This is a genomic window from Williamsia muralis (assembly GCF_002735905.1).
Lineage (GTDB): Bacteria > Actinomycetota > Actinomycetes > Mycobacteriales > Mycobacteriaceae > Williamsia > Williamsia muralis_A.
This window is the reverse complement of record NZ_PEBD01000012.1, coordinates 141698-163917: the sequence shown is the minus strand read 5'-3', so window position 1 is coordinate 163917 and position 22220 is coordinate 141698. Positions and strand designations below refer to the sequence as shown.

The 22220-nt window shown below is 61.2% G+C and carries 23 protein-coding genes and 1 pseudogene; 5 read left to right on the top strand and 19 right to left on the bottom strand.

Annotated features, from left to right (window positions below):
- Positions 1-62: 62 nt before the first annotated feature.
- Together CSW57_RS24335 and CSW57_RS22850 are read right to left on the bottom strand one after the other, a co-directional pair.
- A complete protein-coding gene (locus CSW57_RS24335; RefSeq protein ID WP_143696602.1) occupies positions 63-1133 on the bottom strand; it encodes a hypothetical protein in 1071 nt (356 codons plus the stop codon).
- Positions 1130-1714, bottom strand: coding sequence for a DUF6932 family protein (locus CSW57_RS22850; RefSeq protein ID WP_099384914.1), 585 nt, complete (start codon positions 1712-1714; stop codon positions 1130-1132). Before CSW57_RS22850 ends, CSW57_RS24335 begins: the two co-directional genes overlap by 4 nt.
- 183 nt (positions 1715-1897) lie before the next feature.
- On the opposite strand from CSW57_RS22850, the gene CSW57_RS22845 reads away from it, so the two are divergent.
- The gene (locus CSW57_RS22845; RefSeq protein ID WP_099384913.1) at positions 1898-2461 is read left to right on the top strand and encodes a hypothetical protein; all 564 of its coding nucleotides are present in this window, start codon (positions 1898-1900) and stop codon (positions 2459-2461) included.
- Positions 2462-2932: 471 nt separating this feature from the next.
- Here the strand turns inward: CSW57_RS22845 and CSW57_RS22840 are convergent, their stop codons facing one another.
- From CSW57_RS22840 to CSW57_RS22785, 11 genes and pseudogenes are all read right to left on the bottom strand, one after another.
- Positions 2933-3160 carry a hypothetical protein gene (locus CSW57_RS22840; protein ID WP_099384912.1) on the bottom strand — a complete coding sequence of 76 codons (228 nt, stop codon included), beginning with the start codon at positions 3158-3160 and terminating at the stop codon, positions 2933-2935.
- Positions 3161-3241: 81 nt separating this feature from the next.
- Positions 3242-3586: a hypothetical protein gene (locus tag CSW57_RS22835; RefSeq protein ID WP_099384911.1), complete on the bottom strand. Its 345-nt coding sequence runs from the start codon at positions 3584-3586 to the stop codon at positions 3242-3244.
- A complete protein-coding gene (locus CSW57_RS22830) occupies positions 3583-4365 on the bottom strand; it encodes a hypothetical protein (protein ID WP_099384910.1) in 783 nt (260 codons plus the stop codon). The genes CSW57_RS22835 and CSW57_RS22830 overlap by 4 nt, the downstream gene beginning before the upstream one ends.
- Positions 4366-4741: 376 nt before the next feature.
- Positions 4742-5005, bottom strand: a complete 264-nt coding sequence (locus CSW57_RS22820; protein ID WP_143696600.1) for a hypothetical protein — start codon at positions 5003-5005, stop codon at positions 4742-4744.
- Positions 5006-5007: 2 nt separating this feature from the next.
- The gene (locus CSW57_RS22815; protein WP_143696599.1) at positions 5008-5400 is read right to left on the bottom strand and encodes a hypothetical protein; all 393 of its coding nucleotides are present in this window, start codon (positions 5398-5400) and stop codon (positions 5008-5010) included.
- A complete protein-coding gene (locus CSW57_RS22810; protein ID WP_143696598.1) occupies positions 5401-5838 on the bottom strand; it encodes a hypothetical protein in 438 nt (145 codons plus the stop codon).
- Between the two features lie 423 nt (positions 5839-6261).
- Complete coding sequence (locus CSW57_RS22805; protein WP_099384905.1) at positions 6262-7560, bottom strand: hypothetical protein; 1299 nt, start codon at positions 7558-7560, stop codon at positions 6262-6264.
- An 81-nt stretch (positions 7561-7641) separates the two neighbouring features.
- A complete protein-coding gene (locus CSW57_RS24560; protein WP_189339410.1) occupies positions 7642-7803 on the bottom strand; it encodes a helix-turn-helix domain-containing protein in 162 nt (53 codons plus the stop codon).
- A gap of 766 nt (positions 7804-8569) precedes the next feature.
- On the bottom strand, positions 8570-9940 hold the full coding sequence (locus CSW57_RS22795; protein ID WP_099384903.1) for a recombinase family protein: 1371 nt from the start codon (positions 9938-9940) through the stop codon (positions 8570-8572).
- Between the two features lie 26 nt (positions 9941-9966).
- Positions 9967-10257 (bottom strand): annotated as a pseudogene (locus CSW57_RS22790) (magnesium chelatase domain-containing protein); the annotation flags it as partial.
- A 1-nt stretch (position 10258) separates the two neighbouring features.
- The gene (locus CSW57_RS22785; protein WP_099384902.1) at positions 10259-10639 is read right to left on the bottom strand and encodes a YraN family protein; all 381 of its coding nucleotides are present in this window, start codon (positions 10637-10639) and stop codon (positions 10259-10261) included.
- A gap of 457 nt (positions 10640-11096) precedes the next feature.
- Between CSW57_RS22785 and CSW57_RS22780 the strand changes: the two genes are divergently transcribed.
- Positions 11097-12533 carry a condensation domain-containing protein gene (locus tag CSW57_RS22780; RefSeq protein WP_099384901.1) on the top strand — a complete coding sequence of 479 codons (1437 nt, stop codon included), beginning with the start codon at positions 11097-11099 and terminating at the stop codon, positions 12531-12533.
- Positions 12530-14308, top strand: a complete 1779-nt coding sequence (locus CSW57_RS22775; RefSeq protein ID WP_262982259.1) for an MFS transporter — start codon at positions 12530-12532, stop codon at positions 14306-14308. The genes CSW57_RS22780 and CSW57_RS22775 overlap by 4 nt, the downstream gene beginning before the upstream one ends.
- Here CSW57_RS22775 and CSW57_RS22770 read toward each other — a convergent pair.
- Positions 14286-15287 (bottom strand): alpha/beta hydrolase, encoded by a 1002-nt coding sequence (locus CSW57_RS22770; RefSeq protein ID WP_370624021.1) that lies wholly within the window; start codon positions 15285-15287, stop codon positions 14286-14288. The genes CSW57_RS22775 and CSW57_RS22770 overlap by 23 nt on opposite strands.
- 495 nt (positions 15288-15782) lie before the next feature.
- On the opposite strand from CSW57_RS22770, the gene CSW57_RS22765 reads away from it, so the two are divergent.
- Together CSW57_RS22765 and CSW57_RS22760 are read left to right on the top strand one after the other, a co-directional pair.
- Positions 15783-17207 (top strand): condensation domain-containing protein, encoded by a 1425-nt coding sequence (locus CSW57_RS22765; protein ID WP_099384899.1) that lies wholly within the window; start codon positions 15783-15785, stop codon positions 17205-17207.
- 2 nt (positions 17208-17209) lie between these two features.
- Positions 17210-18916, top strand: a complete 1707-nt coding sequence (locus CSW57_RS22760; protein ID WP_223249446.1) for a DHA2 family efflux MFS transporter permease subunit — start codon at positions 17210-17212, stop codon at positions 18914-18916.
- On the opposite strand, the gene CSW57_RS22755 is transcribed toward CSW57_RS22760, so the two are convergent.
- The 5 genes from CSW57_RS22755 to CSW57_RS22735 all read right to left on the bottom strand — a co-directional run bounded on the left by CSW57_RS22755 (position 18913) and on the right by CSW57_RS22735 (position 22214).
- Positions 18913-19236, bottom strand: a complete 324-nt coding sequence (locus CSW57_RS22755) for a DUF2469 domain-containing protein (RefSeq protein WP_023960295.1) — start codon at positions 19234-19236, stop codon at positions 18913-18915. The genes CSW57_RS22760 and CSW57_RS22755 overlap by 4 nt on opposite strands.
- Positions 19237-19245: 9 nt before the next feature.
- Positions 19246-19920: a ribonuclease HII gene (locus CSW57_RS22750; RefSeq protein WP_099384898.1), complete on the bottom strand. Its 675-nt coding sequence runs from the start codon at positions 19918-19920 to the stop codon at positions 19246-19248.
- A gap of 7 nt (positions 19921-19927) precedes the next feature.
- Positions 19928-20812, bottom strand: a complete 885-nt coding sequence (gene lepB, locus CSW57_RS22745) for a signal peptidase I (protein ID WP_099384897.1) — start codon at positions 20810-20812, stop codon at positions 19928-19930.
- A 17-nt stretch (positions 20813-20829) separates the two neighbouring features.
- Positions 20830-21171 (bottom strand): 50S ribosomal protein L19, encoded by a 342-nt coding sequence (gene rplS, locus CSW57_RS22740; protein WP_030163641.1) that lies wholly within the window; start codon positions 21169-21171, stop codon positions 20830-20832.
- Between the two features lie 65 nt (positions 21172-21236).
- Positions 21237-22214 carry a hypothetical protein gene (locus CSW57_RS22735; RefSeq protein ID WP_099384896.1) on the bottom strand — a complete coding sequence of 326 codons (978 nt, stop codon included), beginning with the start codon at positions 22212-22214 and terminating at the stop codon, positions 21237-21239.
- Positions 22215-22220 lie beyond the last annotated feature (6 nt).

The following is a 22220-nucleotide window of genomic DNA, read 5'->3' as shown; positions in this document are numbered from 1 at the left end:
GCGGAGCAGACAGCGCCGCGAACTCGCCGAACGCGGTTTGCCCCTAACTACCTGCTCCGAAATTATTGGTCGTCAGTCGATCCGGGCGGGAGCGCCGGGGGCGGATCATCGTCGTCAGAGATAGTTTCGAGGGCAGACATCAAAATTGGACGGGTCGGCGGCATCGGTATAGCTTGCTGTTCGCCCAGTCTGTCGACTCGCTTTAATACGCGACTGACGCGGGGTCGTGAATCCGCAGCGCCGGGTGCGAAAGATTCGATGACGTCAAAAACTCCGACAACCAACTGGTCCGGTTGCGACATCAACTCAGTAACTTCGTGCGCGACCCTGGCGTCGGTCACGCCGGCCGCGAATGGACGCCCTTCAAGCGGAATGAAGTAGAAAGCGCCCAAGGACCAGCGGAAGCCATCTATTCGACCAACTTCGCGAGCCTCCCGTTGTTTCTCGTGACTCGACTCTAACTCGAGACGCAATCGAACAGCACCTTCAACTGTAAACCGCAGGCTACTGAGACCCACGTGGCGTTGTCGAATCGAACCGCTAATACCCCAGCCGCCCTTAACAGACGCATTTACAACACGCTTCAGCGCCTGCCGCGCGCTACCGGGTAGTTCCGACACTTCAGCAGCAAGAGGGCTTTCAGGATCCGGGTCATTTGCATGGCCCAGAATGCTCGCTACCGTACGCAGCGCATCCGAGTCCACGGACGAAGCGACGGATGATGGGTCGGATGTCTGCCCGGCTGGCATCTCCTGGTCTGCGATCCGAAAGACCACACGCACTGAACCTGGTGTCGCGCCCTCGATTAGCAAATTGTCACTATATCTCGAACGTCCAGCACGTGCCTTGGCAGTTTGTTTGACAGCTTCACTCATCCCACTAACGAAACGTGAAAACTGTAGAGCATTAGTTGAATGACCCTCGGCTCCCGGTCCTTCAAGGTGTAGATCTACTTCAGCTTGCTCTGGTCCAGCCTCTTGCTCGTATACGTTGACGAGCGTGGTGTCGTCATCGCTCAGGCTTGCGCGAATCGTGGCGCGTATATGCTGTTCGACAACGCTGTTCCCGCCTGCGCTCCTCAGAGCGTCACGCAGTTTGTCTTCAAGCCGTCGGTCATCACGGGCTGTACTCACAGCGTCACCTCCAAGAAGCCCTTCCGCTCGGTTTCGGGGAGCGGGTTCCCATGCCGGTCTTTGATCCGTGACCACAAGTCTGCCCAATAGTCAGTTTGCACCTCGACGTCCGGAACAATGAACCCGTCCACCAGACCGCCCATCGCCTGCAACCTCGGCACCGTGCCCGCGAACTCTCGCGACGAAACGTGTTGCAGGGTCATCAGGGGCAACATAGCAGCAGCATTCGTACACACGTTCGAATAGTCCGTCATAGGTACGACAGCGACCACGTCAATGTCTTCGGGCGCACGCCAAAGCTTATGGGTCACGAAACCCCCGTCGATCCACAATCGGCCGGTCGGAAACACCGTCCGCAACACATCGACGTAGAGCACGAGCGCCCGGTACATGAGGTCACGTTCAGCGCGGTGCGGCGCATCCACCACGAAGGTCTGGTAGATCTCTTCGAGAGTTGCCTGGTGGCATCCCTCCGGGAGAGTCGCGTGGGCCCCGCCCAGCTCTGGAATAGACAACGCCCCTGTGCGCCCCTTCTGTGATTCATCACACTTGTGACGAGATCCTGACACGGCCGGGCCCATGGGGAGCCGTTGCGAACCAATTCGTTACCACGATCACATTCGGACAATCGATCTACTCTCTGCATGCTCAATTCTGCCCGTAGTCCGTTTGTGCTACTCCAGTCCTGGACGGGAGGCTAGCTGGCGCGATGTTTGCAGCGAATTGGCGAGACCTGGTCGACGGTCCGCCTACCGTAGGTCTCTATGACACAGCCCTGGGCAACACTGATAGCTGGAACCGCTGTTTTGGTTGCGGCGCTGCTCGCATTCGTCGCGCAGTGGCAGAACCGAAACAAACAATCCGACGACCTCACGCGCCAATTGGCGGGCCAACGCGATGCGTTGGACGCGCAACTCGCCACCCAGCGCGCGATTGCAGCCGCGGATCGCAGAGCCCAGCGACACAGTGACCAACGAAAAGAACTCATTGAGGACTATGCGGAATTGGTCGCAGCTGTAAATGATTTGTTAATCATCACCTTTCGCAATCGGGCCTCAATGGACGACGCGGAAATCCAAGCTCATTACGACGCCTTTAACAGTTCGCGCGACCGACTTGGCGGAATTTCTGGGAAAATCCGAATCGTGGGCAGCGAGGCCGTAATCGCGAGGACCGCGAGAATCGCCATTGAACTCAATATCGGATACCGAACCGTTCGCGACGCCAGGGAACTACGAATAACCGCTCAGCGGCATGTTGAGGAGGACCGCGACCATCTCATCAGTGAGATACAGGAACACCTAGCGACCTTTGCCCTCACAGAGTAGCGCCGCAGACCCTGGGGGTGCCCCCCGGTTGAACTGACGGTCTATATCTGCCGCCCCAGCGACCTTTTCACTCACAGCTCATATGGCACGCAGAATCGACCAAAAACGGGCGCTGAGAGGCCCAGTGGCGTACTCCAGTGAGTCAGGCGGCGTTGCCTCTGACCTGGTGGTATCGGGCTAGAGTGCGCGCTTTCATGCGTTCGCGGAGTTCACCGGTATAGCGGTCGCGGAAGTTCTTGCGGTTGCATTCCTTACAGTCGGCGCGGGGCCCGCGGCCCGGACCAGCGCTGTAGAACTCCGCCTCCCGCTTATCCTGCCCGCACTTCGAACAAGTCTTGCGGCGTCGGTACGCGCGCGTGGTGTCTCGGTCGCACCGTCGGCACCAAGAGCGCAGTCCTGCTGGTCTGCGCCGGTCGGGGCCATAGTCGCCAATGGACTTGGCCATCTTGCAGTGGGTACAAACCCTCTCTGTCATGGCTTGCCCCGCGGGCCGGACACGAGCTGCCAGCCACGCGGGGTGCCTTTGTACAAGTCCCAACAGTCCGCCGACGAAAACAGCGGTGTGCCGTCTTCGGTGTACGAAACGGGTCTGAGTACGCCGCGGGAAATGTGGCGGTCGATGAGGTCTAGCGAGCAGGCGATGAGTTCGGCGGCACGTTCGCGGGTGACGGGCGCTTCGGTTATGTCGGTGTAGAACATTGGTGGTCCTTCGGCAGAACAGGACCGGCCCCGCCATTGAAATGTGGCGGGGCCGGTGGTCCGGATAGTTGGTGATCGGCGTTAAGCCCAGGTGCCCGGAGTGCGCTGCGTGAGCGGGGTTTCGGAGTGCCTGCCCGCTGCAACCTGGTTCACGATGCTGTCAACGTCTGATGGGTTGACTGTCGCGCCATACGGATTGCCGCCACCGCGCGGCTCAATGCTCACTGATCCGGCGTCGATGGGTTCGGGTTTGCTGGTGACCGGCCGCGGGGCTGCCGCTGTATCCGCGATTGCCTTCGCTCTCACCTGCTCGGCCTGTTCGGCTGCTAGTCGTTGCGCGTAAGACGTACCGATCTTCACGCCGCTGCCATCGGACTGGTCATCTTTGAGTTCATCGAGCACCTGTCGCAATGTGCCGTCGATCATGCCGCGGTCACCTCTTCTACGTTGCCCTTATCCCACGAGACCCGCACGCTCTCGGCCTCGTGTTCGCTGTCAGGTACCCATGGTTTCCGCTTCATGTTCAACAGGAACGATGCTCGGCCATCGTCGTTTGCCCGTGCTGCATTCTGGAACTCAAACGTGTTGACGGGCAGGACGAAGTTCCAGTGAGCCCCTTCCTGCCCCTGCAATCGGGCCTTAGGGATCAACCCCCGTGAGCGCAGCTCTGTGATGAACCGTGACAGCGCTTTGTAGGTCTCCTGAAGTTCTGAGACTCGCTGCCATTCCTCCGTTTTGCCGGATTCGATGGCCTGCTGAGCTGTCTTCACGTTCGCTAGCTTCGGTCCAATCTGATCCAGTTCTGCCGCGATGGTGTTGTAACGCGAGGTAACGATCCGCGGCACGTCTTTCACGTTGGCGAACGCCACCGCCCGCGCCTTTCGAGTCGCCTCTGCGTAGACGCTTTTCGCGATCAGGTGTACGTCGTCAATCGCGGCCATGCGTTTGGCCGCTCCGGTGAGCATCGCCTCATCGACGGCAGTACCCGAATCAACTAGGTCTGCTGCAAGCTCCTGGGCGTTCGCAATACGCCGCAGTTCGTATGCGCGGGCGGTTTGCTCGGCAGATTCCGCGAGCACTGTGTAACGCTCAACCTCGGCCAGTTCGTCGGCCGTCAGCAAATCGTCTCCCAATCGGTGGAGTACCGGTGCGAGCCGGGTTGCGTGGAGTGCTTCGACCACGGCGTCATTCGAAATGTAGGTCATCTGTCATCCTTCAATAATTGGTTCAGTTCATTCGCGAGTAGCTGTAGTTCTGTGCGGTCTGCAATCCACCGTTGCCCGCCGATGCACACAAAAAAGGTGTGCATTCCGTTTGGCCGCAAGGACATTGGGCGGTTCCCTGTAGCGGGTTTCACGTGTGCATCTGCCTGGTTATTGTGTCCGTCAGTTCGGTCAAGGCGTCGATGACGCTCGCGGGGTCCGTCTGCGCGGCAGCACCCAGCAGGCCGGTCCCCACAACGACGGCCTCACGAACAGAGAGCCCAAGTGAGTTCTTGGCCCAGTAGATTGAGACGGGCTGCCCGCCCTGGACTTCGTGTGCTTTGACCCGAACGCGGGTCTCAGCTCGGTAGCGGGCCAACTATCCGCGCCCCCAAGTGGGGTGACCCGGCTTCTGCTCAGACGGAAACCGCGACAGCTCGCCCAACGACCCCGCGGGCTTCACAGGTTCCGCATCAAGCACCTGGTCAATGGTGTCCAGCAGTGCATCGACGGACGCACTCGGCAGGACAATCCACGAGTACGCCTGACGCAGCATGACCCCATCGCCGCGTGGTGACCGCGCCACCTTGATCGGGGCCATGTCGCCACGCACCACGTACTGCACTTCTCGTTCACTCATCATCTTCATTCCCTCTTCTTTCGTTTCAGCACAGCGCATTTCGCGCTGGGGTTCTTGTTCTCGTTGGCGCGTTGTTCGCGCCGCACAGCACGAACCAGTGCCGTAGACACACCCACGAGGCGTGCCGTCTCGATCACCGTCAGACCGAGCCCTAGTGCGTCTGAAATCTCGGCCCGCTTGTCTGATCTGTGGCCGCGGCCAGGTCCGGCGACGAACCGGCGCTCCAGGTACCGCCGCTGCATCTCACGGGCAGCGGCCAACAGCTCTGACGCCTCGTAGTGGATGCGGGGCGGGTCACCGAGCACAACGGGGGTCAGTAGCCCCGCATACTGCCAATCCCGGATCGTGAAGGGGCTCCGCCCTAACTTTTTGCCGGCGTCTGCACGATCAAGGAACATTCACGCAGCCAAGCTGTGCCGGAACGCCGCGAACTCGTACTCCATCGCAGAATCTCGGAGCCCGAGCATGATGGTCTGCGCGGCACGCGAGACCCGGATTGACTGCCCTCGCGACCGCATCAGCAACGGCAACAACCACGGCATAGACAGATTGAGTCGGTCCCGCACGTCATCACGCAGCCACACCAGCTGCACCGGCCTCATCCGCGGAGAGATACCGAGCAGTTCCCCATTGGCCCGCCGATACGTCGGAATCCCCGCGAGCGACAGGTTGCAGTGCTCGGTCGCGAGGTAGGCCAAGGTCCGAAACTCGTTGTCCGCGGCGTCAATCGCGGCCCCGTTTAAGCGGCCAGACCGGTGGTTGTCGGGGTTCCGGAGTGCCGCGACCACTTCGGGCATCGAATCCAGTAATTGAGACGTCGAAAAGGGGGGAGTCATCCACGCCCTGCATCTAAACCCTCAAGAGCAACAGTCAGCTCGTCCCTGATTCGGGTCGCCTCATCAACTCCCATGAACATGTCCAGCCCGTTCCCCGCACGAAAGATGACTGGCCGGTCAGAGTGGTCGGCGTAGGTGACATGAGGCCGGACGTTGTGTTTTGCAATACGCATTGTGTTTTCAAACTCCTTGATACGTCGATAAGGCACGTGAACATGTGGACATGTGGACATGTGGACATGTGGACATGTGGACATGTGTTGCGCACAGAACCGCACTCCCGTCGAAACGACGGCGAAAACCGAACACTGCTGGTAGAGAACTAAATACATACACATTTGTCTTTCATATAGGGACAAGTCCGGTGTCCACGCACGAAGCGTGTCCACATGTCCACACGTCCACACCGCAGATTTCGAAGCATCAAATGTCGTCCCAGTTGATGCCAGTGCGCTCAGCTGGACCCTGAAGTTCAAGTTCACCGGCAGCGTTCATCACGCACCGACCAGTCGAAGTCATCGAGCGGACCACTTCTTCGAGGATTTGGCGGTCTCGTGACGGTGCCGCTCTCTTGAGGGCTCCGGAAGTCATTGCCGCATCCTGTAGCTTTCGAGCTACCCACGCGGTAACCCGCTCGATGGCCTGAGAGGTATCAGAACGGGCCGCAGACCGTACACCTTCGAGTTCACCGGCCTCTGCCGCGTCGGCCATGCGATCAGCTCGGAGCCGGTCTGTCATCGACGTACGCGTGCGGTTTGATTCGTCCATAACCAAACCCGCCAGTCGCCATCCCTCCGCGGTCACCGCTGGGCGATCCACATCAGGGTCAAGAAGGTCGAGACCAACTGCGACCTTGAGCCGCACCAATTGCGCGTGAGAGTCCAGTGGGTCTACCAGACCGCCACGTGCTCGTCGCAACTGCTCTGCATCGACGGCAGCCGCGACAGCATCGGGCACTGGAACAACAACCTGCGTCAACAGCGCACCGGGCCTGTCGGTCAGCGGATCGAGGTCTGCGACGTTCAGCGCACCCGGATCGGGAGGTTTCACCGTGGGCATCGAAACGTCTGTTGCCGGTAGCCACAAAAACCTTTGCGGTAGCCCAACCGTTTTCTCGCCTAGCAGGACATTCGAGCGCGACGGCTGCACACCCGCTAGCACGCAGAAGCGGTACTCGTGCTCACCCAACGGCAACGACTTCTGCCGGTCAACATGGGAAGATCCAATCTCGCCACCAACAAAGGCGGTGCACAGTTTTGACAGGATCGTCGCCCCGCTACGGCCCGAAATCCCCGCCAACGTAGTGATTTCGTCCCATCGCGCCAACACTGATCGACGTTGCCACTCGACTTCCCCGGCTTTATTTCGACTGACGAACAGATGGGCCAGAGCCTCCCCGGAGCCGGGTTCGGGCGAGAACACTTCCGACGACGCCAGTTCACGCCCCGCACCCATCGCAGCGGACTTGCCACCACCCGAATCAGCAACGAGACCGGCGTAGAAGTTTAGCGATGCATGCGAACCAACCAACGGCGGTAAGACGAAATTCGGCGGCAACTCAGCCAACCGGTAGGCGATCACCACACCCAGCAACGCCCACGGCGATACACGCCGCGCGTATGCAAACTGCCTCACATGTTGCAACGACGCTCGCGCATCCCAAAACGGGTGCGCTTCCAGCACATCAACCCCAGTTCCTACACCCATCATCAACTCATCCATATCAAATGTCCTGTCCAACGAAGCCCCGCGCTCCGCTCCCGTAAGTACGCTATTAAGTTGTCAGTCAATCAATTTCGCGGCCTACAACGGCTTGTCGAGGGCGGCTAGATCGGCCTGATCAACCACAATCAGCCGCTTGCCGCGACGGGAAGCCGGTAGGTCACCGGACTTCGCAAGTCGGCGCAGATGTTCGACCGAGAAGCCGGTTCGTTCGGCAGCCTGTTTCAACGTCAGTTTGTCCACAGAGTTCACCCCCAGCCGGGACTTGATGTGATCGCCCGAGAGCGGGCAGAGATGCAGCCGAACCAACTTCGATCCGCATGTATATAGACAAATCTAGTTAGATCCGAAGCCCGACCTTTACGCTCGATGCGCCCTATTCTTCGGTGTATGGGGCAATCGAACCCATGGGCTTGAGCGCAGTCACGGTCCTGTTCCCTCACGTATCACCCTGATTGACGTGGTTGTCCGAGCGGCAGGACAAGTCCAAGGGCCACATCCAATGCGGCACTGCCGGGTTGACGGATCGCGGTATCTGCGTCCGTGCCTGCGGTATTCAGTTGTGCGATGTGGTGCTTGGGCTCTGTCGCCCTAATTCAGGAAATCGGGGACTGACAGCAAAGCTAGACGAGCGCGGACCGAACCCAAAGGGTCAAGTAAGATTTTTCTTACTCTTGTCGCGATCCCTCACGTGAGAATTTTGGGTGACCTCGCTGGTCAGCGCCGCCCTGGAGGCAAAACAAATCCACCCAAAGAGGTAAGATTTTTATTACGTTCGTTGTGGTCATGTGCCCGCCACTCGCCGAATCCCCGATTAAGCCACATTCCCAGAGGTGCGCGTTCCTGAGCCCTACTGCCTGCGATGCTTTACATCGTTAGGAGGAATCGGAGGGTCAACTTCCTGATCGAGGCGCACAAGCTCCAGTGCATCTTGAATCGCCCTAACAGCAACGGGCGGCAGCTCGTTCCCCTCACGCACAGTCACACCCCTGAGAGTTTCTGACGGCCACTAGCTCAACCAGTCGATCTGAACGCAGTCGGGATCGAAGTAGCCGCCACCAGGACGGCGACCCTTCGGAGCGGGGAGAACCGTCACCGTCATCAGCGCGGCAATAACTTTGCCACGCAGGTCCGGCGAAAGCCCCTCCCACCGTTCCTCAATGTCACCCTCCGTGAGTGCCATGTTGGCCATCACCGATGTTTGTTGCGCAGCGGCAATCTCCGCCTCGACCGCGGCCAGATCGGCGCGAAGCCGCTTACTACCCACTTGTAGCTGCTGCCCCGACACCGTGCCGTCCGCGAACATGGTTGCAAGTTCGTCCAATCGAATCTGGAGGGCTTCGCGCCGTGTCCGAAGACCATCGACGTCCACACCGTCGTCTGCTCCGGAGGTCAAGTTGGCGTCTGCCAACCGTTCAACGGCAAGGCTGGACACCAGGGCGTCTAGCTGGTCAGCGACACGTGTCAGATGCGGCCCAGATGCACAGCGATAGTAGTGAACGCCTTTGGTTTGTGACACAAGCATGGTGTCAGAGCACCGACCACACACGTACACACCTGAGCCCTGCCAACGGCGCTCGAAAGCTATCGACCTCCCGCGAGCTGGATCGGTGATCAAGGCTTCGAGCGCGGTGAAGGTGTCTACATCAAGGATGTGTTCCCACTGTCCGGAGTGAATCCGGCGACCTTCGTGCAGCGCGTAACCCGCGTTACGCGGCCGTAGTAGAATCTTCTTCGCCGTGAGTGTGTTGAATTCCTTGTTGCCGAACGATGTTCGCAACCCGGACTCGTTCCATTCCTTGACGATTGACCGCAAGGAACGACCTGCAAGCAGTTCATTTGCTGCACGCTGAATAGATTGTGCTTCAACATGATTCAGTGTCATTCCGTCACTGTCCCAGCCGAAGGGTCGACGGCCCCCGCGGTACTTCCCGTGTTCAGCTGCTTCGGCCTTCGCGCGTTTCTGCCGCTCGATCGAGTGCTCGACCTCGTGGCGGGCGGCAGCTCCCAACATCCGCGCGACCATCTTGCCCGATGCCGTCGACAGATCGAAGTCACCCGCGTTGACAGTGCGGATCTCTATCCGGTGTTCCTCGCAGAACGTGATGAAGTCTTCTAGTTCAACTGGTCGACGGTGCAGTCGGTCTGCATGCCAAGCCAGGATGGCAGACGCTCTACCGGAAGCTAAGTCCTTGAGCATCCGGTCGTAGCTCGGTCTGCGTCGCCCGGAGTAGGCCGACACATCGTTATCGGAGTATGTTTCGACCACATTCCAGCCGAGCGTTGCGGCAAGACGCTCGCAGTCTTCGACCTGGCGATTCACACCTAGCCCGGCACCCGTCCGGTCTTTGGAAATTCGCGCATAGATCACTGCCTGCATGTTTAACACTGTAGTACTTGACTTTGTGCCAAGTCGTACATCGACCCCGACTTGGGCAACGTCGCAGGCGACAACGCCAACGTGATACGACCCTCCGGCCACTTCGCAACAGCGCCCTCGCCCCCGTCAGCACCCTTACTCACCGCGGCAGTGTTGGTGATCGCCGCACGCACGCGATCTTTCGCCTCCTTCAACGCCGCATCCCCCAGCCCCACCAAATGCACACCCGGCAGACCCTGACCAATCGACGCCTCGATCTCCACCACCACACCCTCGACACCATTGATCGCCACCGACCGCACCCGCCCCAACTTCACCTCAGAACACCCCACGCAAATGCGAAATCGACACACAGTCCTTTGAATCGAGTTGCACGGCAACCACATCGAAGCGCACCACCGGCCAACGCCGCCCCTGCTCACGCAGCCACACCCCAGCCAGCCGGCGCATCCGCTGATACTTGGCCACCGTCACCGCCTCCGCCACATCGCCGTACAACGACCCGGTCCGCGTCTTGACCTCCACCACCACCAACGCATCACCATCGACCGCGATCACATCCAACTCCCCATAACGGCACCGCCAATTCCGCTGCACCAGGGCCCACCCCAACCCCACGAGATACTCCGCCGCGGCGTCCTCCCCCAACTGACCCACCTCACGCCGCGAACGACGCACACCCCCACCTGACTGATCCATACCGAAAACATCCCAAACCGACACCCACCCACAGACCCCACAACCCGCCGACCACCACCACCCTGTGCACAAACCACACACTGTGGATAAACCATGAATGAAATAGGCAATTACGCATCGTGAATACCGACCGAATGGCGGCGCACCCGACATCCCAACGCGTTCAATTGCGAACAGATCGGCACTTTAGAAAGTGCATCCCTATGAAAAGGATCGTTCACACGCAATAGTTTCTGGCATTCCGGTTGCCCGACCACCAGGGAATCTGTACCGTCATCGACGAGAGCCGCATCGTTGTTCGGCACTCTGAGCACAATGACATCGAATTGTCTTCGGGGGCGTAGACATTACGGACAATACGACGTCTCGAGCCAAAACGCAGCACTACAGTCGGCAAGATTTGTCGGCGCATTTTGATTGCCTCCGCGTTTTCGGCCCAGGACGTCCAGGAGATGACATGGTCAATTTCGGTCTCATCGATGATTGGAAGCCACCCACTGGCAGAGTGACCATTTGGTCGGCGTCACTGGCATCGATCACACAGGCACAGCAAGCGCCCATCCACCCCACGCCACCCTCACACCAACAGGAAGAGTATCTGCGGACTGCAGCTTGTCGGCAGAACTCGCAGATCAGGTCGTCGCGGCTGTATGTCGGCACCTTCGATCAAGATCACACGCTTGATCACGCCGCCATGACCACCGCCGTCAACGCCTTCCTCCGGCGGCACGACACTCACCTCAGTTGGTTCTCCATCGAACCCGATGACTCCGTCGCCCGTCGGGTCATCGATCCCACGACAATCGATTTCATTCCGCATCACCACGATGTCATCGCGGACCCTGACGAGATAAGGGAACTGGTACAACTTGAGACGCCGGGCCCCTTCGAGTGGGATTGCTTCACATTCGGCACCATCGAACACGACTGCGGGTTCACCATGTATGCCGCCATCGACCACCTGCACTCCGACCCGATTTCACAGGCGATCTCACTTGTCGACGCGATTGCTCTCTATGACAATGCGCGGCTCGGCCGCGACAACGATCTCGCTCCGCCCGGCAGCTACATCGATTATTGCCATCGGGAACGAACAGCATCGGCTCAGCTGTCGCTGGACTCCCCGCCTGTGCAGCGATGGATCGAACTCGTCCAGGCCAATGGTGGCCGCCTCCCGACCTTTCCGCTGGACCTCGGCCACGAAAGTACAGAAAACGCGCGGAGCGCACACCTGACGGTCACATTGTTCGACGAACAGGACGCGAAGACACTGGTCCGGATCTGCCGGGACGGTCGGGCAGGGTTCATCGCGGCGGTACTCACCGTCGCCGGCCTCGCTGCGCACGAGTTCACAGGCGATCGTCGTTATCTGGCCATCACGCCCAAGAGCACGCGGACGACTCCCGCGGAGTTCAGCGCGGTCGGCTGGTTCACCAGTCTGATTCCCGTACCGATCGACATCGACGATTCGTCGACGTTCAAAACTCTGGTTCGCCAAGCGCAGGTCGCCTACCTTGCCGGACGCAAACTGTCTGACGTCTCGTTCCACCGAGTGCTCGAACTCGTCTCCGATGAACCCGACCTCGGCATCAGGACCGAACCCGGATGGTCGGTGCCGATGGTCTCGATCATGGACGCGCGTCGACTACCGGGCGTCTCCGAGTTCGAGTCCATCAACGCGAGGTTCTACGGCAACCGCGGTACATCGGACGAGGTGTACACGTGGGTCAATCGATTCGCCGATGAGACATCCATGAGCCTGCTGTTCCCTGACACCGCGCAGGCCCGCGCATCGGTGGACATCTATGTGGACCGGGTACGGCAGATCTTCAAGACGATCATCTCCGAGGGCGACTACGCACCCAGCCCAGGTGTTCGTCAGGTGACAGGTTGAGACCACGAGCTCCGCTTCCTGCTCCCGTCACCACTCCTTGTTGCACGAAAGATTCACAGGGGGCGCCTTCGCGGAGAGCATCGTGGCCGGCTCTGGCCTGTTGTCTCATCGCAGTGTCCATGCAGATGGTCGACATGACGATCGTGAACATTGCCCTGCCCAGCCTCGGGTCCGGACTCCACGCCTCGTCTGGCGAGCAATTGCTTGTACTCACCGCGTACACACTGACTTTCGCGTGCTTTCTTCTGACCGCTTCTCGCCTGGGCGAACGGTGGGGCCGTCGACGATTGTTCATCGGCGCTCTCGCGGGGTTCACGGTGGTATCCGTGCTGTGCGGGACCGCCACCGGCTCAACAGAACTCATCGTGTTGAGAGCTGTTCAGGGCGCTTGCGCGGCACTGGCATCGGCCCAGACCATCGCCATCATCTCGGCCTCGTTCCCCAAGTCCCGGCATCCAGCGGTGTTCGGCATCTATGGCGCGACGGCCGGAGTCGCCGCCATGCTCGGACCGACGCTCGGGGGCCTCCTCATCTCAGCAGACCTGTGGGGTCTTGGCTGGCGCATGATCTTCCTCGTCAACCTTCCCCTCGGCATGATCGCCTGCGTCGTGGGCCATCGATGTCTTCCGGCCCTTCATGCCACCACCCGTCCGGGCCTCGATCTTCCGGGAGTCGCGCTGTCGACCGCCGGGTTGTTCCTGCTCGTTCTCCCACTGGCCACCGGGCGCGAGAGGGGCTGGCCGACCTGGCAGTTGTGGATGCTGGTGGGGTCGGTGGTGGTGCTGTGCCTCTTCATCGTTCACCAGCACCGCCTCGGCAGACGGGGCGGCTATCCCCTGCTGGACCTCCAACTGTTCACCAGTAGGTCGTTCGCCGTCGGATCAGTCCTGTCGCTGCTGTTCTTCGGCGTGTTTGCCGCATTCTTCTTCACCGTCTCGGTGACCGCACAATTCGGCCTTGGATTCTCACCGTTGCGAACCGGCCTGCTCACCCTCCCTTTTGCCATCGGCGCCGCGGTCGGTTCGGTTGTCTCGGCGCTGCTCGTCAGAAGGATCGGGGCACTGACGTTGACGACGGGAGTTGTCTTGTTCAGCGGGTCACTCGTCTACACGGCCGTGATCATCGACCCCGCCGCCGGTATCGAGGTGTCGTCGATCATCCTTCCGTTGGCCGTCGGCGGCGTGGCCATGGGACTGTTCGTCGCGCCGTTGCAGGCGACGATGCTCTCGGACACCTCAGAGCGGACTGTCGGTTCCGCCTCGGGGACCATCCCCACCGTCCAGCAGATCGGAGCATCCGTGGGGACGGCCGTGATCAGCCTGCTTTTCTTCGCAGCTGTTGTCGCGCAATCGAAACAGGCTGTGCAGGAAGCGCAGACCAGTCTGTCGCACAGTCTCGGCACTTCCGAGGTTGCCCCCCTCGCGCGGCCGTTTGTCGTTCGCGAGTTCGGTCGCTGCGCCACTGCCCAGTTGGGTTCAGCACACCCGGACACCCCCGGACCAGGGTGTCCCGGCGCAGACGATGCCATCAAGCCGTACGCGGACGGGCCTCGTTCCGCCGTCGCAGCCCAAGCCGAACCGGACGTCACCGCAGCGGCCCGCCAAGCCGCCTCACGCACGTTCCTGGCGGCCTTCACGGCGGTTCTGTGGACCCTGGCAGCGATCTCGACGGCACTCGCCGGTGTGACCCTTGCTCTGCGCAACCACGGACGACGTCAGATCGACCGTCAGTCGGCCGCACAGTCAGTCCCGGCTATCGGGTCAGGGCCGCGTTGATCATGGGCCAGGACTTGTGAAGATCGTCCTGCCAGTAACCCCAGCTGTGAGTGCCGGTTGATCGCAGATCGACTGTGGCGGGAATCCCCAACTGCTGCAATCGGTCACGCATCTTGAGTGTGCAGCGGTTGGTAGCCGTCTCGATGACCGCGCCGACCGCGATCTGCTCGGCGAGCTTGGATCCGTTTCCGTCGATGCCGGGCCCGTCGATCACGTCGTACTGGCCGGGCAGACCCGTACCGTTCGAGATGTAGATGGCTTTGCCGCGCAACTTCTCGGCATTCACATACGGGTCGTTGCGGACCCACTCGGGATCGGTCGGTGGGCCCCACATGTTCACCGTGTTCCCGCCGCCACGGATCTCGACGGTCAGTCGGACGTAGGCCTGGCCTTCGGGGTCGCTGGTCATCGCGCAACCGCTGTACGATCCGACGGCGCGGTACAGATCAGGGGACTTCAGGGCCAGCTGGAACACCGAGGTCCCGGCCATCGAGATGCCCGCGATCGCGTTGCGCCCGTTGCCGTTCAGGAGCGCATCCATCAGCGGCGGCAACTCCTCGGTCAAATAGGTGGCCCACTTCTGGCGACCGAGTTTCGGGTCGTCATTGCGCCAGTCCGCGAAGTAACTCGCCGCCCCACCCATCGGTACCACCACATTCACGTTGCGGCCCTTGAAGAAGGATGCGATGTCGGTCTGATCGAACCAGCTGCTTCCACCGTCGCCACCAGCTGCTCCGTTGAGCAGGTACATCGTGGGCGCAGGACTCGACCGGTCCTGTGCCGGCAGCACCTTGACCATCAGGTCCGCGCCCATCTCGGCCGACCTCACGGTCACGTCCACGACCCCGTCGACCTGTTCGACCGTGTTCACCACCCGAGAACCGTCGGCCGCGGTCGCGGAACCGACAATTGGTTGCGTGTCAGGATCGGCAATTGCCGATCCCGAGCCGAATACTGTCAGGACCAATACGGTCGCCACAAATGTGACAACAGTCGTTTCTACATTTCGATTTGTGAGACGAGGTGTACCACCGATGCGCCACTTCACGAGAATCCTCTCTGGTGCGGCACCACAGGGTTCACCCGACAGTTGGGCACGTCAGAACCCATGGCGCCGCCACGACTTTGGCACATCCAACCACGGCGCCACTGCACCACGGGACGCAGACGGTACAACCCGCCCAGATCTTAAGGAAGATTTTTTGTTGTGTTAGATCTTTATTTCTCAACAGCTGTTGTCATCCGCTAATCTTCGCTGTAGTTTCACGGGTGCACGACAACGCGACAAAGGGTCGGGCCGAGGCGTCTTTCAGACGTCGTAGCGCGGATGTCGAACAAATTACTTGAAATGCATTTGGCATTTTGTGTTGCGAATTGCCGAACACAGAAAGCCGCCTGCTCGCAGTCAGTGCAGCGTTTCACCATTCGCCCCGGCCACCAGTGCGCTTTTGCGCTACTTCGACAGGAGCTGAACATGGTCAATTTCGGTCTGATCAACGAGTGGGAACCAGCCACGGGCCGGCTCACGAGCTGGGTTGCGTCCCCGGCCTCGCTGGATGAGGCGAAGGGCGCTCCGGTGCATCCCACCCCCGCCTCACATCAGCAAGAAGAGTATCTGCTGACCGCCGCCCGGAACGAGACAGTCGGTTTCCGGTTCTCTCGATTGTGCCTGGTGGCGTTCGACTTTCAGACTCCGCTCGACGTCGATGCCATGACCCGGACGATCAACACGTTCCTCGGGCGCCACGACACCTTCCACAGCTGGTTCTCCCGCGAAACCGACGGATCAATAGTTCGGCATGTGGTGGACCCCAGCGTCATCGACTTCCGACCCACCCCACACGGCGAGTTCGACTCCCCCGACGCAATTCGCGCGCACGTCGAGACCGAGACTCCCGGGCCGTTCAACTGGGATTGCTTCACATTCGGCACCATCGAACACGAGACCGGTTTCACTTTGTACGCGGCTTTCGACCACTTGGTGACCGACGGAATCTCGTCCGCACTGACCGTTGTCGAACTCCTGCAGCTGTATTCGAGTGAGAGCCAGGGAACACCGAGCGGTCTGGCCGACGTCGGCAGTTATGTCGAATATTGCGCCAGAGAACGCGCGGGCTCTGCCTCGTTGACGTTGGAGTCGCCTCACGTCCAGCGCTGGATCGATCTGGTCCACTCGAACGCGGGTCGGCTCCCGACCTTCCCTCTCGACCTGGGCGTCGCCAGCGCCAGCTATGCGCGCACCGCCCACCTGTCGACGACGTTGTTCAGCGAAGCCGATGCCGAAAAGTTCGCCACGGTGTGCCGTGACCACGGCGCCGCATTCACCCCCGGAGTGCTCGCGGTTGCCGCACTGGCCAGCTATGAGTTCACCGGAGCGTCGAACTACTTCGGCCTGACCCCCAAGAGCACTCGCTCCACCCCCGCCGAGTTCAGCTCGATCGGCTGGTTCACCAGTCTCATCCCCGTGCCGGTCACCGTGGACGAATCCTCGACCTTCACGTCCGTCGTCGGAGCCGCTCAAGCCTCGTACGACTCGGGCAAAGAACTCACCGACGTCTCGTTTCACCGTGTGCTGCAACTCGCCGGACCAGACCACGGGGTCAATGTCGACCCTGGATGGTCGGTGCCGATGGTCTCGTACATCGACGTCCGCAAGCTGCCGGGCGTCGATCTGTTCGACGCCATCAACACCGGGCTGTTCGGCAACCGGGGAAGCTCAGAAGAAGTCTTCCTCTGGATCAACCGCTTCAACGATGAGACGACGATCAGTCTGCTCTTCCCGGACACCGATGAGGCACACGCTTCGATCAAGTTGTACGTCGACCGGCTGTCGGAGATCTTCACCACCATTGCTGCGCACGGCGACTACAGCCCGTCGGTGGCGGCCCTGGCGACATAGCAGTGTCGCTACCGGAATCTGTTGCGCTACAGCCACAACAGCCCGAGATCGCCCCGCGGCGGGCCTGGCTGGCATTTGCAGCCTGCCTGATCGCGGTGTTCATGCAGATGGTGGACACCACCATCGTCAACATCGCACTGCCGAGTCTGGCCACCGACCTCGACGCGTCCTATTCGGCGCAGCTCCTCGTCGCCACGGTGTACACGCTTGCGTTCGCCTGCACCCTGATGACGAGTTCACGTCTGGGTGAGATGTTCGGCAGGCGCCGGGTGTTCCTGATTGCACTCGCCGGCTTCACCGTGACGTCGGTACTGTGCGGAACAGCCACCGGGGCAACCGAGTTGATTGCGCTACGCGGCGCACAAGGCGTCAGCGCCGCGGCGGCGTCAGCGCAGACGATCGCGATCATCTCCGTGTTGTTCCCGCGGGTCAAACACGGCGTGGTGTTCGGGATGTACGGCGCCACCGCGGGGGTCGCAGCGATGCTGGGCCCGATGCTCGGGGGCGGTCTCATCGCCGCCGACATCTTCGACCTGGGCTGGCGGACGATCTTCCTCGTCAACCTCCCGCTCGGGATGATTGCCTGCGTCCTCGCCTTTCGCTATCTGCCGGACGTCAAACCCGGCGAACGGGAGCCGTTGGACGTGGCGGGGATGGTGCTCTCTAGCGCGGGACTCTTCCTGCTCATCTACCCCTTGGCGCTCGGGCGCGAGAAAGACTGGCCGATATGGCTTCTCGTGATGCTTGTCGTCTCGATCGTGCTCCTGACGGTATTCGTGTTCTACGAGCGCCGACTCCAGCGCCGCGGCGGCAGTCCCCTGCTGCGACTCGATCTGTTCCAGAACCGGAACTTCACGGTCGGCGCCGTGTTGTCGCTGGCGTTCTTCAGCGTCTTCGCCGCATTCTTTTTCACCGTGTCCATCGCAGCCCAATTCGGTCTCGGCTACTCGGCGCTTCGAACAGGCGTATTGACCTTCCCTTTCGCGGTCGGCGCCGCTATGGGTTCGTTGATCTCCCCCATCTTGGTCGGCCGCATCGGTGCCCGCACCCTCGCGCTGGGAATGGTCGCGTTCGCCGTGTGTCTCGGCTGGACCGCCATGATCATCGATCCTGCCGGCGGCTCACTGGACATCGCGGTGCTCGTGACGCCCCTGTTGATCGGCGGCGTGGGCACCGGTTTGTTCGTCGCGCCACTGCAGGCGACCATCTTGTCCGGGACCACCGAATCCAATGTGGGCTCGGCATCCGGTTCCATTCCCACCATCCAGCAGATCGGGTGCTCGATCGGGCTCGCCGTGATCAGCATCGCGTTCTTCAATCAGGTTGCCGCACAATCGCCGTCGGCGGTGGATCAGGCCGCCTCCTCACTGTCGCGGGGCTTGGAGACCACCTCGGTGGCTCCCCCGTTCCGGCCAGTGGTCGTCGATGAGTTCTCTCGGTGCGCGAATCTGCAGCTGTCGTCGGCCCATCCGGAACAGACCCCGCCTGGGTGCGGTGCAACCGAGGCTCAGAAGCCGGCGACACCGGGCGATGTTCGAGCAACGGTGGCCGCTGCTGCCGCACCGGAACTCAAGACCGCCGCACGGGAAGCCGCCGCGCATTCATTTCTCGCTGCACTGTCGATCATCTTGTGGGCGATCGCAGCAACGGCTCTTGTTCTCGCGATGATCAGCCTCCTGCTGCGACGAACCCAAGCCGTGCCCCGCTAGTCGCCGAGCACACCGTCTTCGGGTAGACGCAGGTCCTGTTTTTCCAGTTCCTCGATGTTGACGTCCTTGAACGTGATCACCCGTACCTGTTTCACGAATCGAGCGGGGCGATACATGTCCCAGACCCAGGCGTCACTCATCCGGACCTCGAAGTAGACCTCGCCGTCCGCATTTCGGGGCACCATCTCGACCGCGTTCGCCAGATAGAACCGACGTTCCGTCTCGACCACGTAGGTGAATTGACCGACGATGTCCTTGTACTCGCGGTACAGGGACAGTTCCATCTCGGTTTCGTACTTCTCGAGATCTTCGGCGCTCATTCCCTCAGCCTAACGTCCTGCGGTCTCGCCCACGCGCACCCGTAGCCGCACATTGCGATACGACATCCTGTGTTGTGGGGACGGGCCGAGCTCGTCGAGACACTGCATGTGCATCTCGGTGCTGTAGCCCTTGTGGACGGCAAACCCATATCCGGGCAACGACGTGTCCATGTCGACCATGATCCTGTCTCTGGTGACCTTGGCGATGATGCTGGCGGCGGCGATACACGCGGCTGCGCCGTCGCCTCCGATCACCGGCAGGGAGGGCGCGGTGAGCCCTGGAACCCGGAAACCATCCGACAGCACATAGCCCGGTTGGACACCGAGCCCGGCGACGGCTCGCCGCATTCCCTCGATGTTGACGACATGGATACCCAGCCGGTCGACTTCGTTTGCGTCGATGACCACTGCACTCCAGGCAACAGCGTGCCGGGTCACGGACTTGTACAACTTGTCGCGGGTCCGCGCCGTCAGCTTCTTCGAGTCGTCGAGATCGGCGAGAGAGATCAGCTGCGTCGGCTTGAGGATGCACGCAGCAACCACCAGTGGTCCGGCACACGCTCCACGCCCTGCCTCGTCCACGCCGGCGACTGGCCCGAGCCCGCTGCGGTACAGCGCTGCTTCAAGGGTACGCAAGCCGGCGGCTCGCCGTATCACCACACGAGGTGGCCAGGTGGTCGCCACCGGTTGCCTACTTCTGGGGGTCGACGGAGCCGACACCGCCGATGCGCGAGAACGGGTAGATGATGTAGCGAACTTTGCCGCGTATGTCGTCGACGGGCACCATGCCCCGCAATTCGTCGTCCTGGTGGTACCGGGAGTCGGCCGAATTACCGCGGTTGTCGCCCATCACCCAGACGAACCCCTCGGGAACGTCGATCGGGCCGAAGTCTGCGCCGAAGCACGAATTGAGCTGCCCCGTATCGTCTTTGAGATCGCCGGGACGCATCTGAGCGTTCTCTTCCTGGAGCTTCAGGTCGATGTACGGCTCATCGAGGGGCTGACCGTTCACCTTGACTCCGGTGCGATCTGCGTTGCGGCACTCCACCCGCTGACCGCCCGTGGCGATGATCCGCTTGACGAGGTTGTTCTCGTCCGGCGGGGCGAACCCGAACCACGACATGGCGTTCTGGGCGCCGCGGATGACCGTGTTGGACGACCGCGGCGACTTCCAGCCCTGATCCCACGATGACGTGGGTGCTTTGAACACGACGACGTCGCCGGCCTCGGGGTCGCTCCACCGATATACCAACTTGTCGATGACGATCCGGTCATTGGTGCAACCGGTGCAGCCGTGCAGCGTGTTCTCCATCGACTCCGACGGGATCACGTACTGCCGCCCGATGAACGTCTGGAGAACCCACGTGAGCGCGAGCACACAGATCAAGATGATCGCGGTCTCGCGTAGCAGCGACGCCTTCTTCTTCGGTGCGACATCACCGGTGCCGTCTATCCGGCGCCACGGACGTGCTTGCCGATCGGGGTCGGCCGCACGGTCCGGGTCTGCAGGCCGGCTGTCGTACGGCTCGTCGCTGTAAGGGTCTGAACCCTCAGGATTGCGGGGGGTGTTTACCACGCCGCAAGCCTAGTGGGTCAGCGCTTTTCTTTGATCTTGGCTGCCTTGCCGCGGAGGTCACGCAGGTAGTACAGCTTCGCCCGGCGGACATCGCCACGGGTGACGACCTCGACCTTGGCAATGTTCGGGCTGTGCACGGGGAAGGTGCGCTCCACGCCGACACCGAACGACACCTTGCGAACGGTGAAGGTCTCACGAACGCCGCCGCCTTGACGACGGATCACAACGCCCTTGAACACCTGAACACGTTCTTTGGAGCCCTCGATGACCTTGACGTGGACGTTGAGGGTGTCTCCGGCGCGGAAGTCGGGGATATCGTCGCGCAAGGACTTGTTGTCCAAGAAATCTAGAGTGTTCATGATGTCGGTTCCAATCTTGCTGTTGGCGTGAGTAGAGGAACCTGGCGGCTTTCGTCCTGGACAATTCAGGTGTGCGGCTCGACCGGTTCGTGCTCCGATTCGTGTGGTCTCCGCGACGGATCAGCCGACTCGGGCGAACCCGGCGTCTGACCGTCAAACGGCAACTGGTCAATTGTGCCAGAACCACCCCCGACGGACGAAATCGCGGCGGCGAGCACCAGCTCCCCCGATTCGCCCGGGGCGGGTGCCGCGTGCACGGTGGCGTCCAGTTCCGCCTCGGCGCCGGACTTCGCGTGCGCAACGTCGGGTTTGCCTGCCATGAGGTCCTGGAGAAAGATCTTCGCGCGGATCAAGGGCCTGCGCACCCGCCGCTCGCGTTTCACCGCGGCGTTCATCTTTTTCGGGCGTTTTGTGTAACGCCAACGTGCCCACGGCGACGTCGGGCGTGCGAGTCGAATCGACGCCACCAGAAGAAGCGGGAAGATGAACAGTCCGATCAGCCCTGTCCAGATCTTGCCCTTGAGCAGCACAACCCCTGCGAGCAGGAGCACAAACGCGGAGTAGACGACGGCCACCACGATCGACACCACGTCCGCAGTGTCGACACCCGCCCAGTCGAGCGGGTGGAACCCGAGGAGAACCAGTCCCATCACCGCAACCGCCACGAAGACAGCGTCGATCGACGCGCGGCCCTCTTCGGCCCAGTAGACATCCCGCAGATAGAAGATGAGCGCGAACTCATCGAGCACAAGCGCGGCACCGACACCGAACAGCGCGGCGAAGATGGACAGGGTGGTCTGTGACCCGTTGATGGCGAGCGCTATCAGCCCGAGCCCCGACAGCATCGTCAACACGGTCCCGAAGACGACGTGGTGGATGTGCATGCCACCGGGGGTGACGTTGTTGAACCACCAGCTGACCTCGGCACGGATCAGTCGGACGCTGATCCGGATGCCGAGGAACCCGAGGATGAAGCCGATGTACGCCATGAAAAGCGGTAATCGGCCGTTGTCGATGATCGATTCTTGGAACCAATGGCCCATCCGCTG

What these genes read in the sequence shown, in the direction of transcription:
- CSW57_RS22850 (WP_099384914.1), bottom strand. Translation starts at nt 1,714, where the DNA reads ATGGGCCCGGCCGTGTCAGGATCTCGTCACAAGTGTGATGAATCACAG.
- CSW57_RS22845 (WP_099384913.1), top strand. Translation starts at nt 1,898, where the DNA reads ATGACACAGCCCTGGGCAACACTGATAGCTGGAACCGCTGTTTTGGTT.
- CSW57_RS22840 (WP_099384912.1), bottom strand. Translation starts at nt 3,160, where the DNA reads ATGTTCTACACCGACATAACCGAAGCGCCCGTCACCCGCGAACGTGCC.
- CSW57_RS22835 (WP_099384911.1), bottom strand. Translation starts at nt 3,586, where the DNA reads ATGATCGACGGCACATTGCGACAGGTGCTCGATGAACTCAAAGATGAC.
- CSW57_RS22830 (WP_099384910.1), bottom strand. Translation starts at nt 4,365, where the DNA reads ATGACCTACATTTCGAATGACGCCGTGGTCGAAGCACTCCACGCAACC.
- CSW57_RS22820 (WP_143696600.1), bottom strand. Translation starts at nt 5,005, where the DNA reads ATGATGAGTGAACGAGAAGTGCAGTACGTGGTGCGTGGCGACATGGCC.
- CSW57_RS22815 (WP_143696599.1), bottom strand. Translation starts at nt 5,400, where the DNA reads ATGTTCCTTGATCGTGCAGACGCCGGCAAAAAGTTAGGGCGGAGCCCC.
- CSW57_RS22810 (WP_143696598.1), bottom strand. Translation starts at nt 5,838, where the DNA reads ATGACTCCCCCCTTTTCGACGTCTCAATTACTGGATTCGATGCCCGAA.
- CSW57_RS22805 (WP_099384905.1), bottom strand. Translation starts at nt 7,560, where the DNA reads ATGGATGAGTTGATGATGGGTGTAGGAACTGGGGTTGATGTGCTGGAA.
- CSW57_RS22795 (WP_099384903.1), bottom strand. Translation starts at nt 9,940, where the DNA reads ATGCAGGCAGTGATCTATGCGCGAATTTCCAAAGACCGGACGGGTGCC.
- CSW57_RS22785 (WP_099384902.1), bottom strand. Translation starts at nt 10,639, where the DNA reads ATGGATCAGTCAGGTGGGGGTGTGCGTCGTTCGCGGCGTGAGGTGGGT.
- CSW57_RS22780 (WP_099384901.1), top strand. Translation starts at nt 11,097, where the DNA reads ATGGTCAATTTCGGTCTCATCGATGATTGGAAGCCACCCACTGGCAGA.
- CSW57_RS22765 (WP_099384899.1), top strand. Translation starts at nt 15,783, where the DNA reads ATGGTCAATTTCGGTCTGATCAACGAGTGGGAACCAGCCACGGGCCGG.
- CSW57_RS22755 (WP_023960295.1), bottom strand. Translation starts at nt 19,236, where the DNA reads ATGAGCGCCGAAGATCTCGAGAAGTACGAAACCGAGATGGAACTGTCC.
- rplS (WP_030163641.1), bottom strand. Translation starts at nt 21,171, where the DNA reads ATGAACACTCTAGATTTCTTGGACAACAAGTCCTTGCGCGACGATATC.
- CSW57_RS22735 (WP_099384896.1), bottom strand. Translation starts at nt 22,214, where the DNA reads ATGGGCCATTGGTTCCAAGAATCGATCATCGACAACGGCCGATTACCG.